We start from the raw sequence: 15284 nt of genomic DNA on the forward strand, positions 1-15284 counted from the left end.
TGACGTCCGTGGCCATCGATCTCGACACGTACGTCAAGGGCGTCCTCGACGGCAGGAGAGCGCTCGTCGCCCGCGCCATCACGCTGGTGGAGTCGACCCGGCCCCAGCACCGGGCGCTGGCGCAGGAGTTGCTGACCGAGCTGCTGCCGCACAGCGGGAAGGCCCGGCGGATCGGGGTCAGCGGTGTGCCGGGCGTGGGCAAGTCGACGTTCATCGACGCCTTCGGCACGATGCTGACCGGACTCGGGCACCGGGTGGCCGTCCTCGCCGTCGACCCGTCCTCCAGCCGGACCGGCGGTTCGATCCTCGGCGACAAGACCCGTATGGAGCGCCTCGCCGTCGACCCGGCGGCGTTCGTGCGCCCCTCCCCCACCGCCGGCACGCTCGGCGGTGTCACCAAGGCGACCCGTGAGTCGATCGTGGTGATGGAGGCCGCGGGTTACGACGTGGTGCTGGTGGAGACGGTGGGTGTCGGCCAGTCCGAGACGGCCGTCGCGAACATGGTCGACTCCTTCCTGCTGCTCTCCCTGGCCCGCACCGGGGACCAGTTGCAGGGCATCAAGAAGGGCGTCCTGGAGCTGGCCGACGTGATCGCCGTCAACAAGGCGGACGGCCCGCACGAACGCGACGCCCGCGCCGCCGCCCGTGAACTGGCGGGCGCGCTGCGGCTGATGCACGGCAAGGACGCCTTCTGGACGCCGCCCGTGCTCAGTTGCAGCGCCCGCGAGTCGACCGGCCTGGACACGGTCTGGGAGCGGCTGGAACAGCACCGCACGCTCCTGGACTCCAGCGGGCGCCTCGCCGAGCGGCGCCGCGAGCAGCAGGTCGACTGGACCTGGACCATGGTCCGCGACGAACTGCTGGGCCGCCTGCACGCCGACCCGGCGGTACGGTCCCTCACGCCCGGCCTGGAGCGACAGGTCAGGGACGGTGAGCTGACGGCCACGCTGGCGGCGGAGCGCATTCTGGACGCCTTCAGGGGGCAGCGGGGCTGATCCCCGGCCGTCACGGCCTTCCCACGGACGCCCGCGTCGTCTCCGGACGACGCGGGCGTCCGTCGTCTTTTCACGTCGTCTCTTCACTTCCGTGGAACATACGACTCTTCCCGCAACCAGAATTGCGGGATACCGGTTGACCTCGCTGATCGAGACCGGGCTGGCGGGCGGCGGCCGCCGGGTCACCGGTACGGAGCTGCCGTCACCGCTCACCCACGGCGCGCCGGCCGGCGGACGCCGGCCGGCGCCGACGCCTTCGACGCCGAGGCGGAGGCGATCGCCCGGGCCAACGCCACGGACTTCGGCCTGGCCGGCGCGGTGTGGACCGGCGACGTCTCCCGGGCCCACCACGTGGCGCGCTCGGTGCAGGCCGGCACCTTTTGGATCAACGCGTACAAGACCATCCACGTCGCGGTGCCCTTCGGCGGCTTCGGCGACTCCGGGCACGGCCGGTCCTCCGGGCCCGGGGTGCTGGACGAGTGCACGCAGACCCCCGCAGCGCGGAAGCAGACGCCCACGCCGTTGACGCGCCGGACGGCACGCCGAGACCGCCGACCTCCTGCTGGCGGACCGGCGCGAGGAGGCGGCGGAGCGGCTGCGCGAACACCTGCGGACGGTGGGGCACGAGAAGACCGCCGGGCGGTCGTCCTGAGACGGCCCGCCCGGCGGCTCGTCAGGCCGCCACGCCGCGGTTCCAGTTCTCCCTGCCGCCGGGGTGGATCGGGGTGGCCAGGCCCGTCAGCGGGGCCCCCGTGCCGCCCCGCCGGGCGGCGACGATCTCCGCCGCGATCGACAGGGCGGTCTCCTCGGGCGTACGGGCCCCGAGGTCGAGGCCGATCGGGGACCTGAGCCGCGCCAGCTCCCGTTCGGTCAGGCCCGCAGCGCGCAGCCGCCGGTCACGGTCCTCGTGGGTGCGGCGGGAGCCCATGGCGCCGACGAAGGCGACGGGCATCCGCAGGGCCGCCATCAGCAGAGGCACGTCGAACTTGACGTCGTGGGTCAGCACGCAGAGCACCGTGCGCGCGTCCGTCGCGGTGCGCAGCAGGTAGCGGTGCGGCCAGTCGACCACGATGTCGTCGGCCTCGGGGAAGCGGACCCGCGTGGCGAAGACGGGACGGGCGTCGCACACGGTCACGTGGTAACCGAGGAACTTGCCCGCGCGCACGAGCGCCGTCGCGAAGTCGATCGCCCCGAATACGATCATGCGGGGCGGTGGCACGTTCGACTCGACCAGCAGCGTGAGACCGCCGGGGCAGTGCGAACCGTCCTCCGACAGGTCCACCGTGCCGGTGCGGCCGGCCTCCAGCAGGGCCCGGGCCTCGGCCACCGCCGTCCGGTCCAGTTCCTCGTGGCCGCCGAGACCGTCCCCGCTCCCGCCCTCGTACGACCCGTCGGGGCGGACGAGCAGTCCCCTGCCCAGCAGTTCCGCCGGGCCGCGCACCACCCGGGCCACGGCCACCGCCTCGCCCCGGGCGGCGGAGGCCAGCGCGGCGGCCCACACCGGCCGTCCGGGGGCGTCCACGGCAACCGGAGTGACCATGACGTCGATGACGCCACCGCAGGTCAGACCCACCGCGAAGGCGTCCTCGTCGCTGTAGCCGAACCGTTCGACGACCGTCTCGCCGTCGCTGAGGGCCTGCACGCAGAGGTCGTACACCGCTCCCTCGACACAGCCGCCGGAGACCGAGCCGATGGCCGTGCCCTCGCTGTCGACGGCGAGGGCGGCGCCGGGGTCGCGCGGCGCGCTGCCCCCGACGGCGACGACGGTGGCGACGGCGAACGCGCGGCCCTCCTCCGCCCAGCGGTGCAGCTCCTCGGCGAGGTCAAGCATCCGCTCCTCCTCCCGTGTCCGTACCGGTCGCCGTGCCCGCCAGCAGGACGCGGTCGGGGCGGATCGGCAGGTGCCGGTGGCGTACCCCGGTCGCGTGCCACACGGCGTTCGCGATCGCCGCCGCGGCGCCCACGATGCCGACCTCCCCGATGCCCTTGATGCCGACCGGGTCCTCCGGGTCCGGGTCGTCGATCCAGTCCGCCTCGACGAGCGCCACGTCGGCGTTGGCGGCGACGTGGTAGCCCGCGAGGTCGGCGCCGACGAGACCGCCCGAGCCGCTGTCCCGGACCGCCTCCTCGTGCAGCGCCATGGAGATGCCCCAGATCATGCCGCCGACGAGCTGGCTGCGGGCGGTGAGCGGGTTGATGATCCGGCCCGCCGCGAAGATGCCGAGCATGCGCCGTACGCGCACCTCGCCGGTGGCCGGGTCCACGGCGACCTCGGCGAACTGGGCGCCGAAGGAGTGCCGTTCCTTCTGCGCGAGGGCGCGCACCGCCTCGGTGGTGTCGGACCGTACCGTGATGCCCTCGGGCGGGACGTCCCCGCTCAGGGCGAGCCGCTCGCGCAGTTCGCCGGCCGCGGCCGTGATGGCCCAGGCCCAGGAGCGGGTGCCCATCGAGCCGCCGGCGATCATCGCCGGCCCGAAGTCGCTGTCGCCGATGTGCATGCGGATGCGGTCCGCCGGCACGCCGAGCGCGTCGGCGGCGACCAGGGCGAGCGCCGTCCGGGCCCCGGTGCCCAGGTCGGAGGCGGCGATCCGCACCGTGAAGGTGCCGTCCGCCTCCGCCGTCACCCGCGCCGTGGACGGTCCGGCTCCCGCGAAGAAGGAGGCCGCCGCCGTGCCGGTGCCCAGCAGCCAGCGCCCGTCACGGCGCAGGCCGGGGCGCGGATCCCGGTCCGCCCAGCCGAACCTGCGCGCGCCCTCCCGGAAGCAGGCGACCAGGTTGCGGCCGGCGAAGGGCAGTCCGGACACCGGGCCGCGCTCGGGGTCGTTGCGCACGCGCAGCTCGATCGGGTCGATACCGCACTTCTCGGCGAGTTCGTCGAGCGCCGACTCCAGCGCGAACGACCCCGGCGCCTCGCCCGGCGCGCGCATCCACGTCGGGGTCGGCACGTCGAGCCGTACGACCCGGTTGACCGTGCGGTGGGCGTCGGCGTCGTACATCACCCGGGCCACTCCGGCGCTCGGCTCCACGTACTCGTGCACCGAGGAGGTGAGGTTGAGGGAGTCGTGCTCCAGCGCCCGCAGCCGCCCGTCCGCGTCGGCGCCGAGCCTGACCCGCTGCGTGGTGGGGCTGCGGTACCCGGCGAGCGAGAACATCTGACGGCGTGTCATGGTCACCCGGACGGGCCGCTGGAGGACCGTCGCGGCCATCACGGCGGCCACCTGGTGCGCGCGCAGGCCCTTGCTGCCGAAGCCGCCGCCGATGTGCTCGGAGCGGACGCGCACCGCGCCCGGGTCGAGGGAGAACAGCTTCGCGAGGTCGTTCTGCACCCAGGTGGCGCCCTGGTTGGAGTCGAGGACGTCGAGCCGGCCGCCGTCCCAGCGGGCGGTCGCCGCGTGCGGCTCCATCATGCTGTGGTGCTCTTCGGGCGTGGTGTACTCGGCGTCCACGACGACGGCGGACGCGGCGAGCTGCTCCTCCAGGTCGCCCTTCTCCGTCACCGCAGGCATGTGCCCGTCGAGGGCGTACGCGTCCGGGCGGGCGCCGGAGAAGTCGACGTCGTGCGGCTCCGCCTCGTAGTTCACGACGAGCGTCTCGGCGGCCTCACGAGCCTGTTCCGGCGTCTCGGCGACGACCAGCGCCACCGGCCAGCCCATGTGCGGCACCCGGTCGTCCTGGAAGAGGCCGGTGGTCGGGTCCGGCGGGACGCCCATCAGGCCGTTGAAGTCGCGGTCGACGCGCGGGGCGTTGCCGTGGTGCAGGACCTCCAGCACGCCCGGCATCTCCAGCACGGGAGCGGTCTCCACCGAGCTGACGCGGCCGCGGGCCACGGTGGACAGCACCAGCCAGCCGTACGCGAGGTCGGCGAAGGGGATGTCCCCCGCGTAACGGGCCGTGCCGGTGACCTTGTCCCGGCCCTCCACGCGGGTGTGGGCGGATCCGACGGAACCCTTCGGCTCCGCGGGTGTGCGGGTGCTCGTGGTCGTCGTGGTCATCGCGCGGCCTCCTGGGCGGGTCCGGCCGGTCGCGTCGGTCCGGCCAGTTCGGTCAGCACGGCCACGATGAGGTTGCGCATGAGGGTCACCTTGTATCCGTTGCGGGGCAGCGGCCTGGCCGCCGCGAGTTCGGCGTCCGCGGCGGCGCCGAAGGTCGCGGCGTCGGCCGCCGCGCCGGTCAGCACCCGCTCGGCCGCCCGGGCCCGCCAGGGCCGGGAGGCGACCGCGCCGAGGGCGAGGCGCGCGTCGCGGACGACACCGTCCCGGACGTCGAGCGCGGCGGCGACCGACCCGATGGCGAACGCGTAACTGGCGCGCTCGCGCACCTTCCGGTACCGCGAGTGGGCGGCGGCCGGGACGGGCGGCAGGGTGACGCCGGTGATCAGCGCGCCCGGCGGCAGGGCGGTCTCCCGGTGCGGGGTGTCGCCCACCGGCAGGTAGAAGTCGGCGAGCGGCAGTTCGCCCGGTCCGTCGGCGGTCTCGTACGAGACGACCGCGTCGAAGGCCGTCAGCGCCACGCCCATGTCCGAGGGGTGGACGGCCACGCAGTGGTCGGAGGCGCCCAGGATCGCGTGGTTGTGGTGCTCGCCCCGGGCGGCGGGGCAGCCGCTGCCGGGTTCGCGTTTGTTGCACGGGCCGGTCACGTCGGTGAAGTAGGCGCAGCGGGTGCGCTGCAGGAGGTTCCCGCCGACGGTGGCCATGTTGCGCAGCTGTCCGGAGGCGCCCGCCAGCACGGCCTGCGTCAGCGCCGGGTAACGGTGCCGGACCAGCGGGTGGGCGGCGAGGTCGCTGTTGGTGACGGTGGCGCCGATGCGCAGGCCGCCGTCGTCCGTCGGCTCGATCCGGTCCAGAGGTAAGGCCGTCACGTCGACGAGGCGGGCGGGCCGTTCGACGCCGCTCTTCATCAGGTCGACGAGGTTGGTGCCGCCACCGAGGAAGCGCGCGTGCGGATCGGCGTCGAGCAGGGCGACCGCGCCGGAGACGTCGGTGGCGCGCTGGTACCCGAACTCCCTCATGCGGCCGCCTCCGTGCTCTCGGCGCCCTCGGCCGGTCGTCCGGCTCCGGTCCCGGCCGCCCGGGCGACCGCCTGGACGATCGAGACGTACGCGCCGCACCGGCACAGGTTCCCGCTCATCCGCTCCCGGATCTCCTCGGCGGTCAGCGGCGGTGGCCCCGCCTCCGGCCGGACGTCCTCGGTGACGGCGCTCGGCCAGCCCGCCGCGTGCTCCTCGATCACGGCGACCGCGGAACATATCTGCCCCGGTGTGCAGTAGCCGCACTGGTAGCCGTCGAGGTCGAGGAAGGCCTGCTGCACCGGGTGCAGCCGGTCGTCCTCCGCCATGCCCTCGATGGTGGTGACCTCGCGCCCTTCCGCCGCCACGGCGAGCTGCAGACAGGAGACGGCCCGGCGCCCGTCGAGCAGGACGGTGCAGGCACCGCACTGTCCCTGGTCGCAGCCCTTCTTGGTACCGGTCAGATCGAGTCGCTCGCGCAGGGCGTCGAGCAGGGTGGTGCGGTGGTCGACGGACAGGGTGTGCTCCTCGCCGTTGACGCGCAGCGTGAGGGTGCTCCGCGTCGGCGTCGAGGAGGGAGAGGGGGATGGGGCCATGATCGCTTCTCTTTCGCGTATCCGTATCCGGAACGAGGTGGGGTGTGCGAGGAACGCAGGAAGTCGGTGCGGTGTGCCGTGTGCCGTGAACCGGTTCGGGGGATAGTCGGGGGAGGGTGCGTGGGCGCACCGGTCGCGGCCGGTGGCCGCCGACTGTCGTCGCCGGTTCCGGGTTCCGATACGATCAGCTCAACCGGACAGCTGTCCATTACGAGGAAACCTAACGGACAGTTGTCCGCTTAGCAACAAGCACTTCCGGCCACGGGTCCGGGAGGAGGGCGGGTGCAGCAGATGAACGACACACCCCTGCGCTCGGACGCGCAGCGCAACCGCGAGCGCATCCTGGAAGTGGCCCTGGCCGAACTCACCCGCTGCTCCCAGGCCCCGCTCAGCGTGATCGCCAGGAAGGCGGGCGTCGGGCAGGGCACGTTCTACCGCAACTTCCCCAACCGTGAGGCACTGGTCCTGGAGATCTACCGCCACGAGATGCAGCAGGTGGCCGACAGCGCGGCCCAGTTGCTGGAGTGCCGGGAGCCCGACCGGGCGCTGCGCGAGTGGATGGACCACCTCGCCCGGTTCGCCATGGCCAAGGCCGGTCTGGCGGACGCGATCCGCCAGGCCACCAGCGCGCCGGGGAGCCCGGCGAAACCGGGGCACACCCCGGTGATCGACGCGGCCGAACTCCTGCTCCGCGCCGCCGAGGAGGCCGGCACCATCCGTCCCGGAGTGACCGGGGACGACTTCCTCCTCGCCATCGGCGGCCTCTGGCAGATCGATCCGCGCGGCGACTGGGAGCCCGCCGCCACCCGCCTCCTCGACCTGATCATGGACGGTCTGCGAGCGGGGGCACCGGGGCGCTGACCGGCGCCCCGGCGGGTACTTGACGGGGCGTCGACCCGACGGCACGGACCGCGCGTCCCGCGGCAACCGTCCGTGGCCCGCCTCGCGGACGGCAGCCGGGGCAGCCGGTCGGACACCGGTGGTTCCCGTCGGCGGCCTCCGCCCACGACGCCCGGCACGGCGGTGCGCGGCACGCGGTGACGTGCCGCTTCGTGACAACGGCTTGCGGCCGACGAGTTCGCCGGCGGCTTCGGTCACCCCGCCGGCTGCGGCACACCCCCGGCGGGCGACGCGCCGCGCGGGCGCGGCTCCCGGCCCGGCGGCAGCGAGGAAAGGTGCCTCAACGACATCACCTGGCGCGCCGCCCCCGCGGCGCCCGCGCCGTGGTGCAGGCCCCGCACGGCGCCGGTCCGCCGCCGGGCGGGATGCCCGGCGGCGGACCGTGAACGTCCGAGTGCGTCGGAACGTGTCAGAACGTCAGCTTCCAGCTGTCGACGTAGCCGACGTCCAGTTTGTACACGTCCCGTACGCGCAGCTTCCACGTGCCGTCGGCCGGGGCCGACGAGGCGTCCACGGTGTACGTCGTGTGGATGTCGCCGGACGGGTCGGAGCCGTAGTCCCTCAGCCGGTACGTCGTGCCGTCCGGCGCGACCAGGTCGATCACCAGGTCGCCGCGGTAGGGGTGGACGATGTCCACGGTGACCTGGAGGTCGCTCGGCGCGTTGCCGGTGCGGCCGGTCACGATCAGCGGGACCTCCACCGGGTCGCCGGCGTCCGGGACGGGCACGTCCGCGGGGTTGACGAAGAAGTCGCCGCCGGAGGGGATGACGGTGTAGGAGAACGTCGCGGTGTTCGTGTCCGTCCGTCCCTCGACGCCCACCGTGACCGTGGGGGTGAAGTCGCCCTCCTCGGCCGGGATGCCGGAGATCACGCCGGTGGCGGCGTCGATGGACAGGCCGTCGGGCAGCCCGGTCGCCGAGTAGGTCAGGTCGGCGGCCCGGCTGGTGCTCGCGGTGATGCGGGCCGAGGCCGGCTGGCCGACGGCGGCCTCCTGGCCGCCCGGCGCGGTGAGCGCGATGTGGTTGACGAAGCGCGGGCCGACGTTCACGGCGGCCCAGGCGTTGCCCACGGACTCGTACACCTCGCTGGACCGGCCGAACAGGTCGGCGGCGGCCCGGAGGGTCGCCTCGCGGGCCCCGGCGTAGTCCGTGCTGGACGTCATGTACGTGCTCAGCGCCCGGAACCAGATGTCGGTGGCGTTCCCGATGCCGATGCCGGTCACGGGGAGGCCGTCGTAGGTCGGGCTGTCGTAGGCGACGCCGTTGACCGTCTTGGCCCCGCTGCCCTCGGCGAGCAGGTAGAAGAAGTGGTTCGCCACGCCGGAGGAGAAGTGGACGTCGACCTTGTCGGTGGTGGACGACCAGTAGTCCTGGGAGAACCCGTCCTTGGACGGCTGGTCCATGTACCGCAGCGGTGTGCCGTCGCCGTTGATGTCGATCCGCTCCCCGACCTCGTAGTCGGGGGTGTCGTTCGGGTTGCCGGCGAAGAACTCCACCGCCGCGGCCATGATGTCGCTGGTGGCCTCGTTCAGGCCGCCGGACTCACCGCTGTAGATGAGGTTCGCGGTGGCCTCGGTGACGCCGTGGGTCATCTCGTGGGCGGCGACGTCGAGGGCGGTCAGCGGGTTGGCGTTGTCCTCGCCGTCGCCGTAGGTCATGCAGAAGCAGCCCTGGTGGCCCCACAGGGCGTTGCCGTACTCGTCGCCGAAGTGGACACGGGAGTACGCCTGGCGGCCGTCGCCCGCGATGCCGTTGCGGCCGAACCGGTCGTGGTAGAAGTCCCAGGTCGTCTGGGCACCGTAGGCGGCGTCCACGGCGGCGGTCTGGGCGTGGCCGTGCGTGCCGTCGCCCCAGACGTCGTCGGCGTCGGTGACCGGGGTGCCGGTGCCGGTCGTCCTGTGCGCCAGGTCGTACGTCCTGTGGTTGCGCCCGGTGTCGTACAGCTCGTACCGGCCGGCGCGCCGGGTGGTGGCGATGTCGACCTCGCCGCTGAACCGGCCGTGGCCCACACCGGCCTTGACGTCGTCGAACTCGCGGAGCGTCTTGCCGCTGGCGGCGTCGGTGACGACGTGCAGCTCGCTCGGTGTGCCGTCCTCCAGGACGCCGGTGACGACGGACTCCCAGGCCAGGACGGGCGTTCCGGCGGCCGCCCAGACGATCAGCCGGGGCGCTCCCTCCGCCTCGGTCCTCAGCGTGCCCCCGGCGTCGGCGGTCCGCAGCGCGGACTTCTCGGCCGTCGCCGCCGGGACCGTGGCCTTGGTGGTGGGTACGGTGATCTCCGCGTCCGTCGCCTTCGTGACGGTCCGGGTCCCGGCGCGCTGGTGGACCACCAGGTCGCCGCCGACGACGGGGAGCCCGGCGTACGTGCGCTCGTACCGGGTGTGCACCGTGCCGTCCGCGTCCTTGACGACGTCCCGGGGCGTCAGCGTCTCCCGGGGGCCCAGGCCGAGCGCGTCGGCGGTGGCGCCGCGGGCGTTCGTCGCGGACCTCAGCAGGCCGTCGCGCTGGGCGGGGGTGAGCGGGGCGGGCATCGCCCCCGGTCTCGGCTCGGCGGTGATCCGCGCCGCGTCCGTCGCGTCGGCGTCCGGCCCGGCGTACGCGCCCTGGGCCGGGAGGACCGCCGCGAACAGCGCGGCGGTGACGGCCAGCGCGCCCGCCGCGGCGCGCCGGCGCCGCAGCGGGGTGCGGGCGGGGGATAACGAAGATCTGAGGGGGCGCCTGTCGCTCGTCACTCATGCTCCTTTGGCCACGGTGGGGGGTGAGCCGTGAGGTCGGTCGTGCGGTTCGTCGATGCTGACAGCCCCACGGAGGACTTGTCTCCGCTCGTCGCGATCAATGTCCGGAAGTGGGATCTTGCGCTTTCCGCGGCCCGCACGCGCACGGGTGATCACCTGCGTCTTTGCGCGACCGGTCCGGACGCGGCACACCCGCATCTTCGGCCACTCCGGCGTCATGACAGCATTTGTCCGCAAGAGCGGTGGATCAGCACAGAACGGAGCACACACGATGGCGGCACCCAGCACCGAGACGGACCTGCCCGGCCTGCCCGGCCTGCCCGGCCTCGCGTCGGTCTACCGCGACCTCCACTCCCACCCCGAACTCGCGTTCCAGGAGACCCGCACCGCCGCGCTCGTCGCCGGCCGGCTGCGCGCACTGGGGTACGACACCACCACCGCGGTCGGACGCACCGGCGTCGTGGGGGTGCTGCGCAACGGCGACGGGCCCACCGTCCTGCTGCGCGCCGACATGGACGCCCTGCCGGTGCAGGAGCGCACCGGCCTGCCCTACGCCAGCACCGCCCGCGGCACCGACGCCGACGGCGCGGAGGTGCCCCTCATGCACGCCTGCGGCCACGACATGCACGTCACCTGCCTCCTGGGCGCGGCCGCCGAACTGGCGGCGCACCGGTCCTCCTGGCGGGGCACCGCACTGCTGGTCTTCCAGCCGGCCGAGGAGACCGGCGACGGCGCCCGGGCCATGGTCGACGACGGCCTGTACGAACGCTTCGGCCGGCCCGACGTCGTCCTGGGCCAGCACGTCGCACCCCTGCCGGCCGGAACCCTCGGGCTGCACCCGGGGGCGGCCTTCGCGGCCTCCGACTCCCTGTCCGTCGTGCTCCACGGGCGGGGCGGGCACGGATCGCGTCCCGAGGCGACGGTCGACCCCGTCGTCATGGCGGCAGCCACCGTGATGCGGCTGCAGGGCATCGTCTCCCGCGAGGTGCCCGGCTCCTCCACGGCCGTTCTGACCGTGGGCTCCCTGCACGCCGGCACCCGCGGGAACGTCATCGCGGACCGGGCCGAACTGCGCCTGAGCGTCCGCACCTTCGACACGGTCGTACGGGAGACCGTCCTCGCCGCGGTCGAACGCGTCGTCCGGGCCGAGGCCGCGGCCTCGGCGGCGCCCCGCGACCCGGACATCACCCTCACCCAGTCCTTCCCCGCCGTGGTCAACGACCCCGAGGCCGCGGCCTTCGTCGCACGCGCCCTCACCGACGGCCCCGGCCCCGGGCTCCCGATCGTCGACCCCGGCCCCGTCACCGGCAGCGAGGACGTCGGCATCCTCGCCTCCGCCGCGGGCGCGCCCTGCGTCTACTGGCTCCTCGGCGGCGCCGACCCCCGGCCCTTCGCGGACGCCGGGAACGATCCCGCGGCTCTCGCGGACGTCACCCGCGGCCTGCCCTCGAACCACTCCCCCTCCTTCGCGCCCGTCGTCGAACCCACGCTCACCACCGGCGTCGGCGCCCTCGTCACCGCGGCCCGCGCCTACATGCCCCGCTAGGTCCTGTCCCGGGCACGGCCCCACAGGTCCCGCAGCGCGGCGTTGACCCGCTCCGGCTGCTGCGTGTGCGGGTAGTAGCCGGGCACCACCAGGTGAGCGGCGCCGATGACCTCGGCGATGTGACCCGCGCAGGCCACCAGCGGCTCGCCGGCGAGCTTCCGGTACGGCTCGGGCGCCCCCTCCCAGTCGCCCGAGACCATCAGCTTCGGGAAGGGCGCGTCGGCCAGCGGGCCGAGCGGGATGTCCGCGTCCCAGCAGGGGCGTTCGGCCATGGTGGTGGCCGCGGCGCGCAGCCGCGCCGGTGTCGGCTCCGGTACCGGCATCCCGACCGACCCGGTGGCGCCCCGCAGGAACTCCTCGGGCGTGAGGCCGGCGGGCAGCGCCGCGGTGGCCGCCCGGGCCCGTGCCAGCGCCTCCGCCACGACCGGGTGGCGTTCGGCCGGCCGCAGCGCGCCGGGCTGGATCAGGGTGAGCGAGCGGACCAGGTCGGGACGGCGCACGGCGGCCGCCATGGCACTGACCCCGCCGTACGCGTGTCCCACCAGGTGGGCGCCGGTGCCGAGGAGACCGATGACGTCCTCGGCGTCGGCCGACCAGTCGCTGCGCGCGACGTCCGGACTGCGCCCGTACCCCCTGCGGTCCATCACCAGCAGCCGGTACCGGTCCGCCAGCGGGCGCTGCGCCGCGAAGCCGTAGCGCTCGTCGTCGCCCCAGGTCAGGATTCCGTGGACCAGGACGACGGGCGGGGCCCCGGGAGCGCCGTCGTCCCACACGGTGACGTGCACCGGCCCGGCCCCGTCCGGGCCGCGATGCCTGAATGCGCCGTCCGTCATGGTTCCCCCGTTCCCTGCGTGCCGCACGATGGTGACCACCACTCTGCCTCGGCCGTCCCGTGCGTGTCAGCCCTCGGTCAGGTGCCGGTCCAGCCACTCCGGAGCGAGGCGGATGTGACGGATCGTCCGGCGGTGGTCGGTGTAGGCGATGTGCAGGGCACCGTCGGGGCTCCGGGTGAGCGTGGGGTAGGAGAGTTCGCGGTTGAGGCCCTCGCGGGAGTTGTTGGTGAGGCAGTGGCCGTCACCGGTGACCAGGTCGTGACGGACGGGCCAGGTGGCACCGGAGTCCGGGGAGAGGGACAGCGTGAGGGGGCGCGGGGGCGCCCCAGAAGGCGAGGTCGTCACCCGTGGCGGGGGCGGACCCCGCGGCGTCCTCGATCTCGTCGTGGAGGGAGGCGCGGCGCCCGGTCGCGTCGGCCGCGCTCGCGTGGTTGTGCACCATGGCGAGGCGGCCGTCGGGGAGGGGCACGTACTGGAGGGAGGAGTTGTTGTCGGGGGCGGTGGTCGGCCCGGGCACCGACCAGGTCTCGCCCTCGTCCCGGGAGACCGAGCGGTGCACCCGATCGGAGGATCGGCACGGGGCGCTCGGTGCGCAGCCGGAAGGTGCGCCCGTCCACCGGCTCCACCTCGGGGACCTCGGGGACCTCGGGGACCTCGGGGACCTCGGGGAACAGCCCCATCAGGAAGGAGCCGCTGACCTCGGCGTGCGTCCGCAGTGCGGTGCCGACGTCCTCGACGGTGACCGGCCGGCCGTCGGAGTGGCGCACGCCCTCGCGCAGGCGCACCGTCCAGGCGGTCGGCTCGGTCATCTCGAAGCGGTCGGCGAGCATCGGCTCGGGCCGCAGTCCGGGGCCGATGTACGTGAGCGCCTGCCGCACCGCGCGCTGCACGGTGACGGCGGCCTCGAACTGGTTGAGCTCGTTGCCGAGGCTGACCAGCGAGCGGTTCAGGCCGAGGGTGAGGGTGCCGGGCCCGGGGGTGCCGGTCGGGCCGGCGCAGGCGGGAGGGGGCCGAGGGCCGCTCCGGCCCCGGCGAGGGCGGTGCCGCGGAGCAGGGTGCGCCGGCTCGGTCCGGGTGAGTCTCGCTGGAGGAAACGGTTCATTCGGATGCCACCACTCCCAGCGTGTCGAGCACGCCGTACACGCCGACGCACAGGATGGCGACGCTGCTGACGACCAGCGCCACGGTCATCCAGGGGCTGGAGCGGAAACGCTCCGGCACGCCGGTGTAGCGCAGCTTCCACACGGCGACGACCACGGCCAGCAGGAAGATGCCGCCGCCGATGCCGCCGATCTGCACCATCAGGACCGGGGACTGGACGTACAGGAAGAAGCAGGCCCACACCAGCGGCAGGGTCCAGGTGAGGATGCGGATGGCGCGGGTGCGGCTGTTGACGTCCTCCCACTTGACGACGCCGAGCATGCCGAGGGTGTTGGTCCACAGGCGGGGCACGGAGGCGGTGGAGCCGATCAGGGTGGAGAAGAGCACGGCGATCGCGCCGACCAGGAAGAGGTACTCGGCCCAGGGGCCCATGGTGTCGGTGTAGATGCGCGACAGCGTGGTGATCATCTCGTTGCCCTCGGGCACCAGGCCCTGCGGGTGCAGCACGGCCGCGCCGATGACGTAGAAGGACAGGGTGCACACGACGCACACGGCCAGTCCGGCCAGCACGTCGAGGCGCATGACCTTGATCCAGCCCTCGGCGCGGCGGGCGCGCTCCTCGGTGCCGTCGTCGGGGCCGGTCCAGCGGGCGTAGCCCTTCTCCATGCACCAGTAGGTGTACGTCGTCATCTCGTCGGCGCCGACACCGGTGATGCCGAAGACGGCGAGGGCGATGCCGATGGTGCCGGCCGGGATCTCGAAGCTGAAGCCGCTGCCCAGTTCGGCGGAGCCGAAGCCGAACTCGGTGGCCGGCAGGCCCACCGCGAGGCTCACGGTGATCAGGGTGAAGACGATGACGGAGACCACGCAGGCGCGTTCCACCAGGCCGTACTTGCCGGACTGGAGCAGCAGGACCGCGGCCAGGGTGACGACGAGGGCCCACAGCGCGAGCGAACCGGCGCTGAGCGGTTCGCCGATGACCGGCCAGAGCACGGAGCACGCGGCGGCCGTACCGCCGATGATGCCGCCGCGCTGGAACATCTTGGCGAAGTCCATGCCGATCCACAGCCAGTTGATCCAGCCCAGGCGGCCGACGCGGGGGCCGACCTCGCGGTAGCCCTCCAGGGCGGTGCGGCCGTTGAGGATGGTCCAGCGGGCGAGTTCCATCTGGACCCAGACCTTGACGCCGGTCGACACGATCACCAGCCACAGCAGGGCGAACCCGGCCTTGGCGCCGAGCGCGGTGGTGGTGATCAGCTCTCCGGAGCCGACCACGGCGGCGGACAGCACGAAGCCGGGGCCGAGGTGGCGCAGCCGGTCACGGAAGGAGGCGGGGGCCGGCCGGGCGTCCTCGGGACGCAGGGCGTACGGATCGGCCTGCGCCGGCGCCGCGGAGGGCGTGGAGTCGATGGTCGACATGGGCGGTGTTCCTTTGCTGGATCCGGCGCCGTCGCCGGAGCGGAAGGGGGGCACTGCGTGCGGCTGTACGGGGGTGTGGCGGCGTTGCTGCATGTGGGCCCGGGGGTCCACCGGAGGGCTGGGCGCGGGCCGGGTCGGCCCGCGCCGTGGTTCGG

Annotated in this window: 12 protein-coding genes and 2 pseudogenes; 4 read left to right on the forward strand and 10 right to left on the reverse strand. The window is 73.9% G+C overall.

Features of this window, described 5'->3' with window-relative positions:
* Positions 1 to 8 precede the first annotated feature (8 nt).
* Together meaB and IEZ04_RS36000 are read left to right on the forward strand one after the other, a co-directional pair.
* A complete protein-coding gene (meaB, locus tag IEZ04_RS21655) occupies positions 9 to 995 on the forward strand; it encodes a methylmalonyl Co-A mutase-associated GTPase MeaB (protein WP_189218651.1) in 987 nt (328 codons plus the stop codon).
* Positions 996 to 1124: 129 nt separating this feature from the next.
* Positions 1125 to 1475 (forward strand): annotated as a pseudogene (locus IEZ04_RS36000) (aldehyde dehydrogenase family protein); the annotation flags it as partial.
* 193 nt (positions 1476 to 1668) lie between these two features.
* Here the strand turns inward: IEZ04_RS36000 and IEZ04_RS21665 are convergent.
* Genes IEZ04_RS21665 through IEZ04_RS21680 form a run of 4 tightly spaced genes read right to left on the reverse strand, consistent with a single transcriptional unit; the run spans position 1669 to position 6596 of the window.
* Positions 1669 to 2826, reverse strand: coding sequence for an XdhC family protein (locus tag IEZ04_RS21665; protein WP_189218592.1), 1158 nt, complete (start codon positions 2824 to 2826; stop codon positions 1669 to 1671).
* Entirely contained in the window at positions 2819 to 4987 is a 2169-nt protein-coding gene (locus IEZ04_RS21670) for a xanthine dehydrogenase family protein molybdopterin-binding subunit (RefSeq protein ID WP_189218593.1), read from the reverse strand. The genes IEZ04_RS21665 and IEZ04_RS21670 overlap by 8 nt, the downstream gene beginning before the upstream one ends.
* Positions 4984 to 6003: an FAD binding domain-containing protein gene (locus tag IEZ04_RS21675; protein ID WP_189218594.1), complete on the reverse strand. Its 1020-nt coding sequence runs from the start codon at positions 6001 to 6003 to the stop codon at positions 4984 to 4986. The genes IEZ04_RS21670 and IEZ04_RS21675 overlap by 4 nt, the downstream gene beginning before the upstream one ends.
* Entirely contained in the window at positions 6000 to 6596 is a 597-nt protein-coding gene (locus IEZ04_RS21680; protein WP_189218595.1) for a (2Fe-2S)-binding protein, read from the reverse strand. Before IEZ04_RS21680 ends, IEZ04_RS21675 begins: the two co-directional genes overlap by 4 nt.
* A 291-nt stretch (positions 6597 to 6887) precedes the next feature.
* Here IEZ04_RS21680 and IEZ04_RS21685 point away from each other — a divergent pair, with 291 nt between their 5' ends.
* On the forward strand, positions 6888 to 7457 hold the full coding sequence (locus tag IEZ04_RS21685) for a TetR/AcrR family transcriptional regulator (protein ID WP_189218596.1): 570 nt from the start codon (positions 6888 to 6890) through the stop codon (positions 7455 to 7457).
* A gap of 448 nt (positions 7458 to 7905) precedes the next feature.
* Here the strand turns inward: IEZ04_RS21685 and IEZ04_RS21690 are convergent, their stop codons facing one another.
* The gene (locus IEZ04_RS21690; RefSeq protein WP_229821167.1) at positions 7906 to 10227 is read right to left on the reverse strand and encodes a M4 family metallopeptidase; all 2322 of its coding nucleotides are present in this window, start codon (positions 10225 to 10227) and stop codon (positions 7906 to 7908) included.
* A 274-nt stretch (positions 10228 to 10501) separates the two neighbouring features.
* Between IEZ04_RS21690 and IEZ04_RS21695 the strand changes: the two genes are divergently transcribed.
* Positions 10502 to 11776: an amidohydrolase gene (locus tag IEZ04_RS21695; protein WP_189218597.1), complete on the forward strand. Its 1275-nt coding sequence runs from the start codon at positions 10502 to 10504 to the stop codon at positions 11774 to 11776.
* Here IEZ04_RS21695 and IEZ04_RS21700 read toward each other — a convergent pair.
* The 5 genes and pseudogenes from IEZ04_RS21700 to IEZ04_RS21715 form a co-directional block, all read right to left on the reverse strand.
* Positions 11773 to 12609, reverse strand: coding sequence for an alpha/beta fold hydrolase (locus IEZ04_RS21700; RefSeq protein ID WP_189218598.1), 837 nt, complete (start codon positions 12607 to 12609; stop codon positions 11773 to 11775). The genes IEZ04_RS21695 and IEZ04_RS21700 overlap by 4 nt on opposite strands.
* A gap of 66 nt (positions 12610 to 12675) precedes the next feature.
* Positions 12676 to 12954 (reverse strand): sialidase family protein, encoded by a 279-nt coding sequence (locus IEZ04_RS21705; protein WP_189218599.1) that lies wholly within the window; start codon positions 12952 to 12954, stop codon positions 12676 to 12678.
* Positions 12851 to 13168 (reverse strand): exo-alpha-sialidase, encoded by a 318-nt coding sequence (locus tag IEZ04_RS34995; RefSeq protein WP_308429822.1) that lies wholly within the window; start codon positions 13166 to 13168, stop codon positions 12851 to 12853. The genes IEZ04_RS21705 and IEZ04_RS34995 overlap by 104 nt, the downstream gene beginning before the upstream one ends.
* 73 nt (positions 13169 to 13241) lie before the next feature.
* A pseudogene (locus tag IEZ04_RS35000) lies at positions 13242 to 13439 on the reverse strand (ABC transporter substrate-binding protein); the annotation flags it as partial.
* Between the two features lie 268 nt (positions 13440 to 13707).
* A complete protein-coding gene (locus IEZ04_RS21715; RefSeq protein WP_189218600.1) occupies positions 13708 to 15129 on the reverse strand; it encodes an Nramp family divalent metal transporter in 1422 nt (473 codons plus the stop codon).
* Positions 15130 to 15284: the final 155 nt, after the last annotated feature.

Origin of the sequence: Streptomyces ruber, from assembly GCF_014648075.1 — a bacterium.
Taxonomy (GTDB): Bacteria; Actinomycetota; Actinomycetes; order Streptomycetales; family Streptomycetaceae; genus Streptomyces; species Streptomyces ruber.

Coding starts and splice junctions, on each gene's coding strand:
- IEZ04_RS21715 (WP_189218600.1), bottom strand. CDS start 15,129: ATGTCGACCATCGACTCCACGCCCTCCGCGGCGCCGGCGCAGGCCGAT.
- IEZ04_RS21700 (WP_189218598.1), bottom strand. CDS start 12,609: ATGACGGACGGCGCATTCAGGCATCGCGGCCCGGACGGGGCCGGGCCG.
- IEZ04_RS21680 (WP_189218595.1), bottom strand. CDS start 6,596: ATGGCCCCATCCCCCTCTCCCTCCTCGACGCCGACGCGGAGCACCCTC.
- IEZ04_RS21685 (WP_189218596.1), top strand. CDS start 6,888: ATGAACGACACACCCCTGCGCTCGGACGCGCAGCGCAACCGCGAGCGC.
- IEZ04_RS21670 (WP_189218593.1), bottom strand. CDS start 4,987: ATGACCACGACGACCACGAGCACCCGCACACCCGCGGAGCCGAAGGGT.
- IEZ04_RS21675 (WP_189218594.1), bottom strand. CDS start 6,003: ATGAGGGAGTTCGGGTACCAGCGCGCCACCGACGTCTCCGGCGCGGTC.
- IEZ04_RS21695 (WP_189218597.1), top strand. CDS start 10,502: ATGGCGGCACCCAGCACCGAGACGGACCTGCCCGGCCTGCCCGGCCTG.
- IEZ04_RS21665 (WP_189218592.1), bottom strand. CDS start 2,826: ATGCTTGACCTCGCCGAGGAGCTGCACCGCTGGGCGGAGGAGGGCCGC.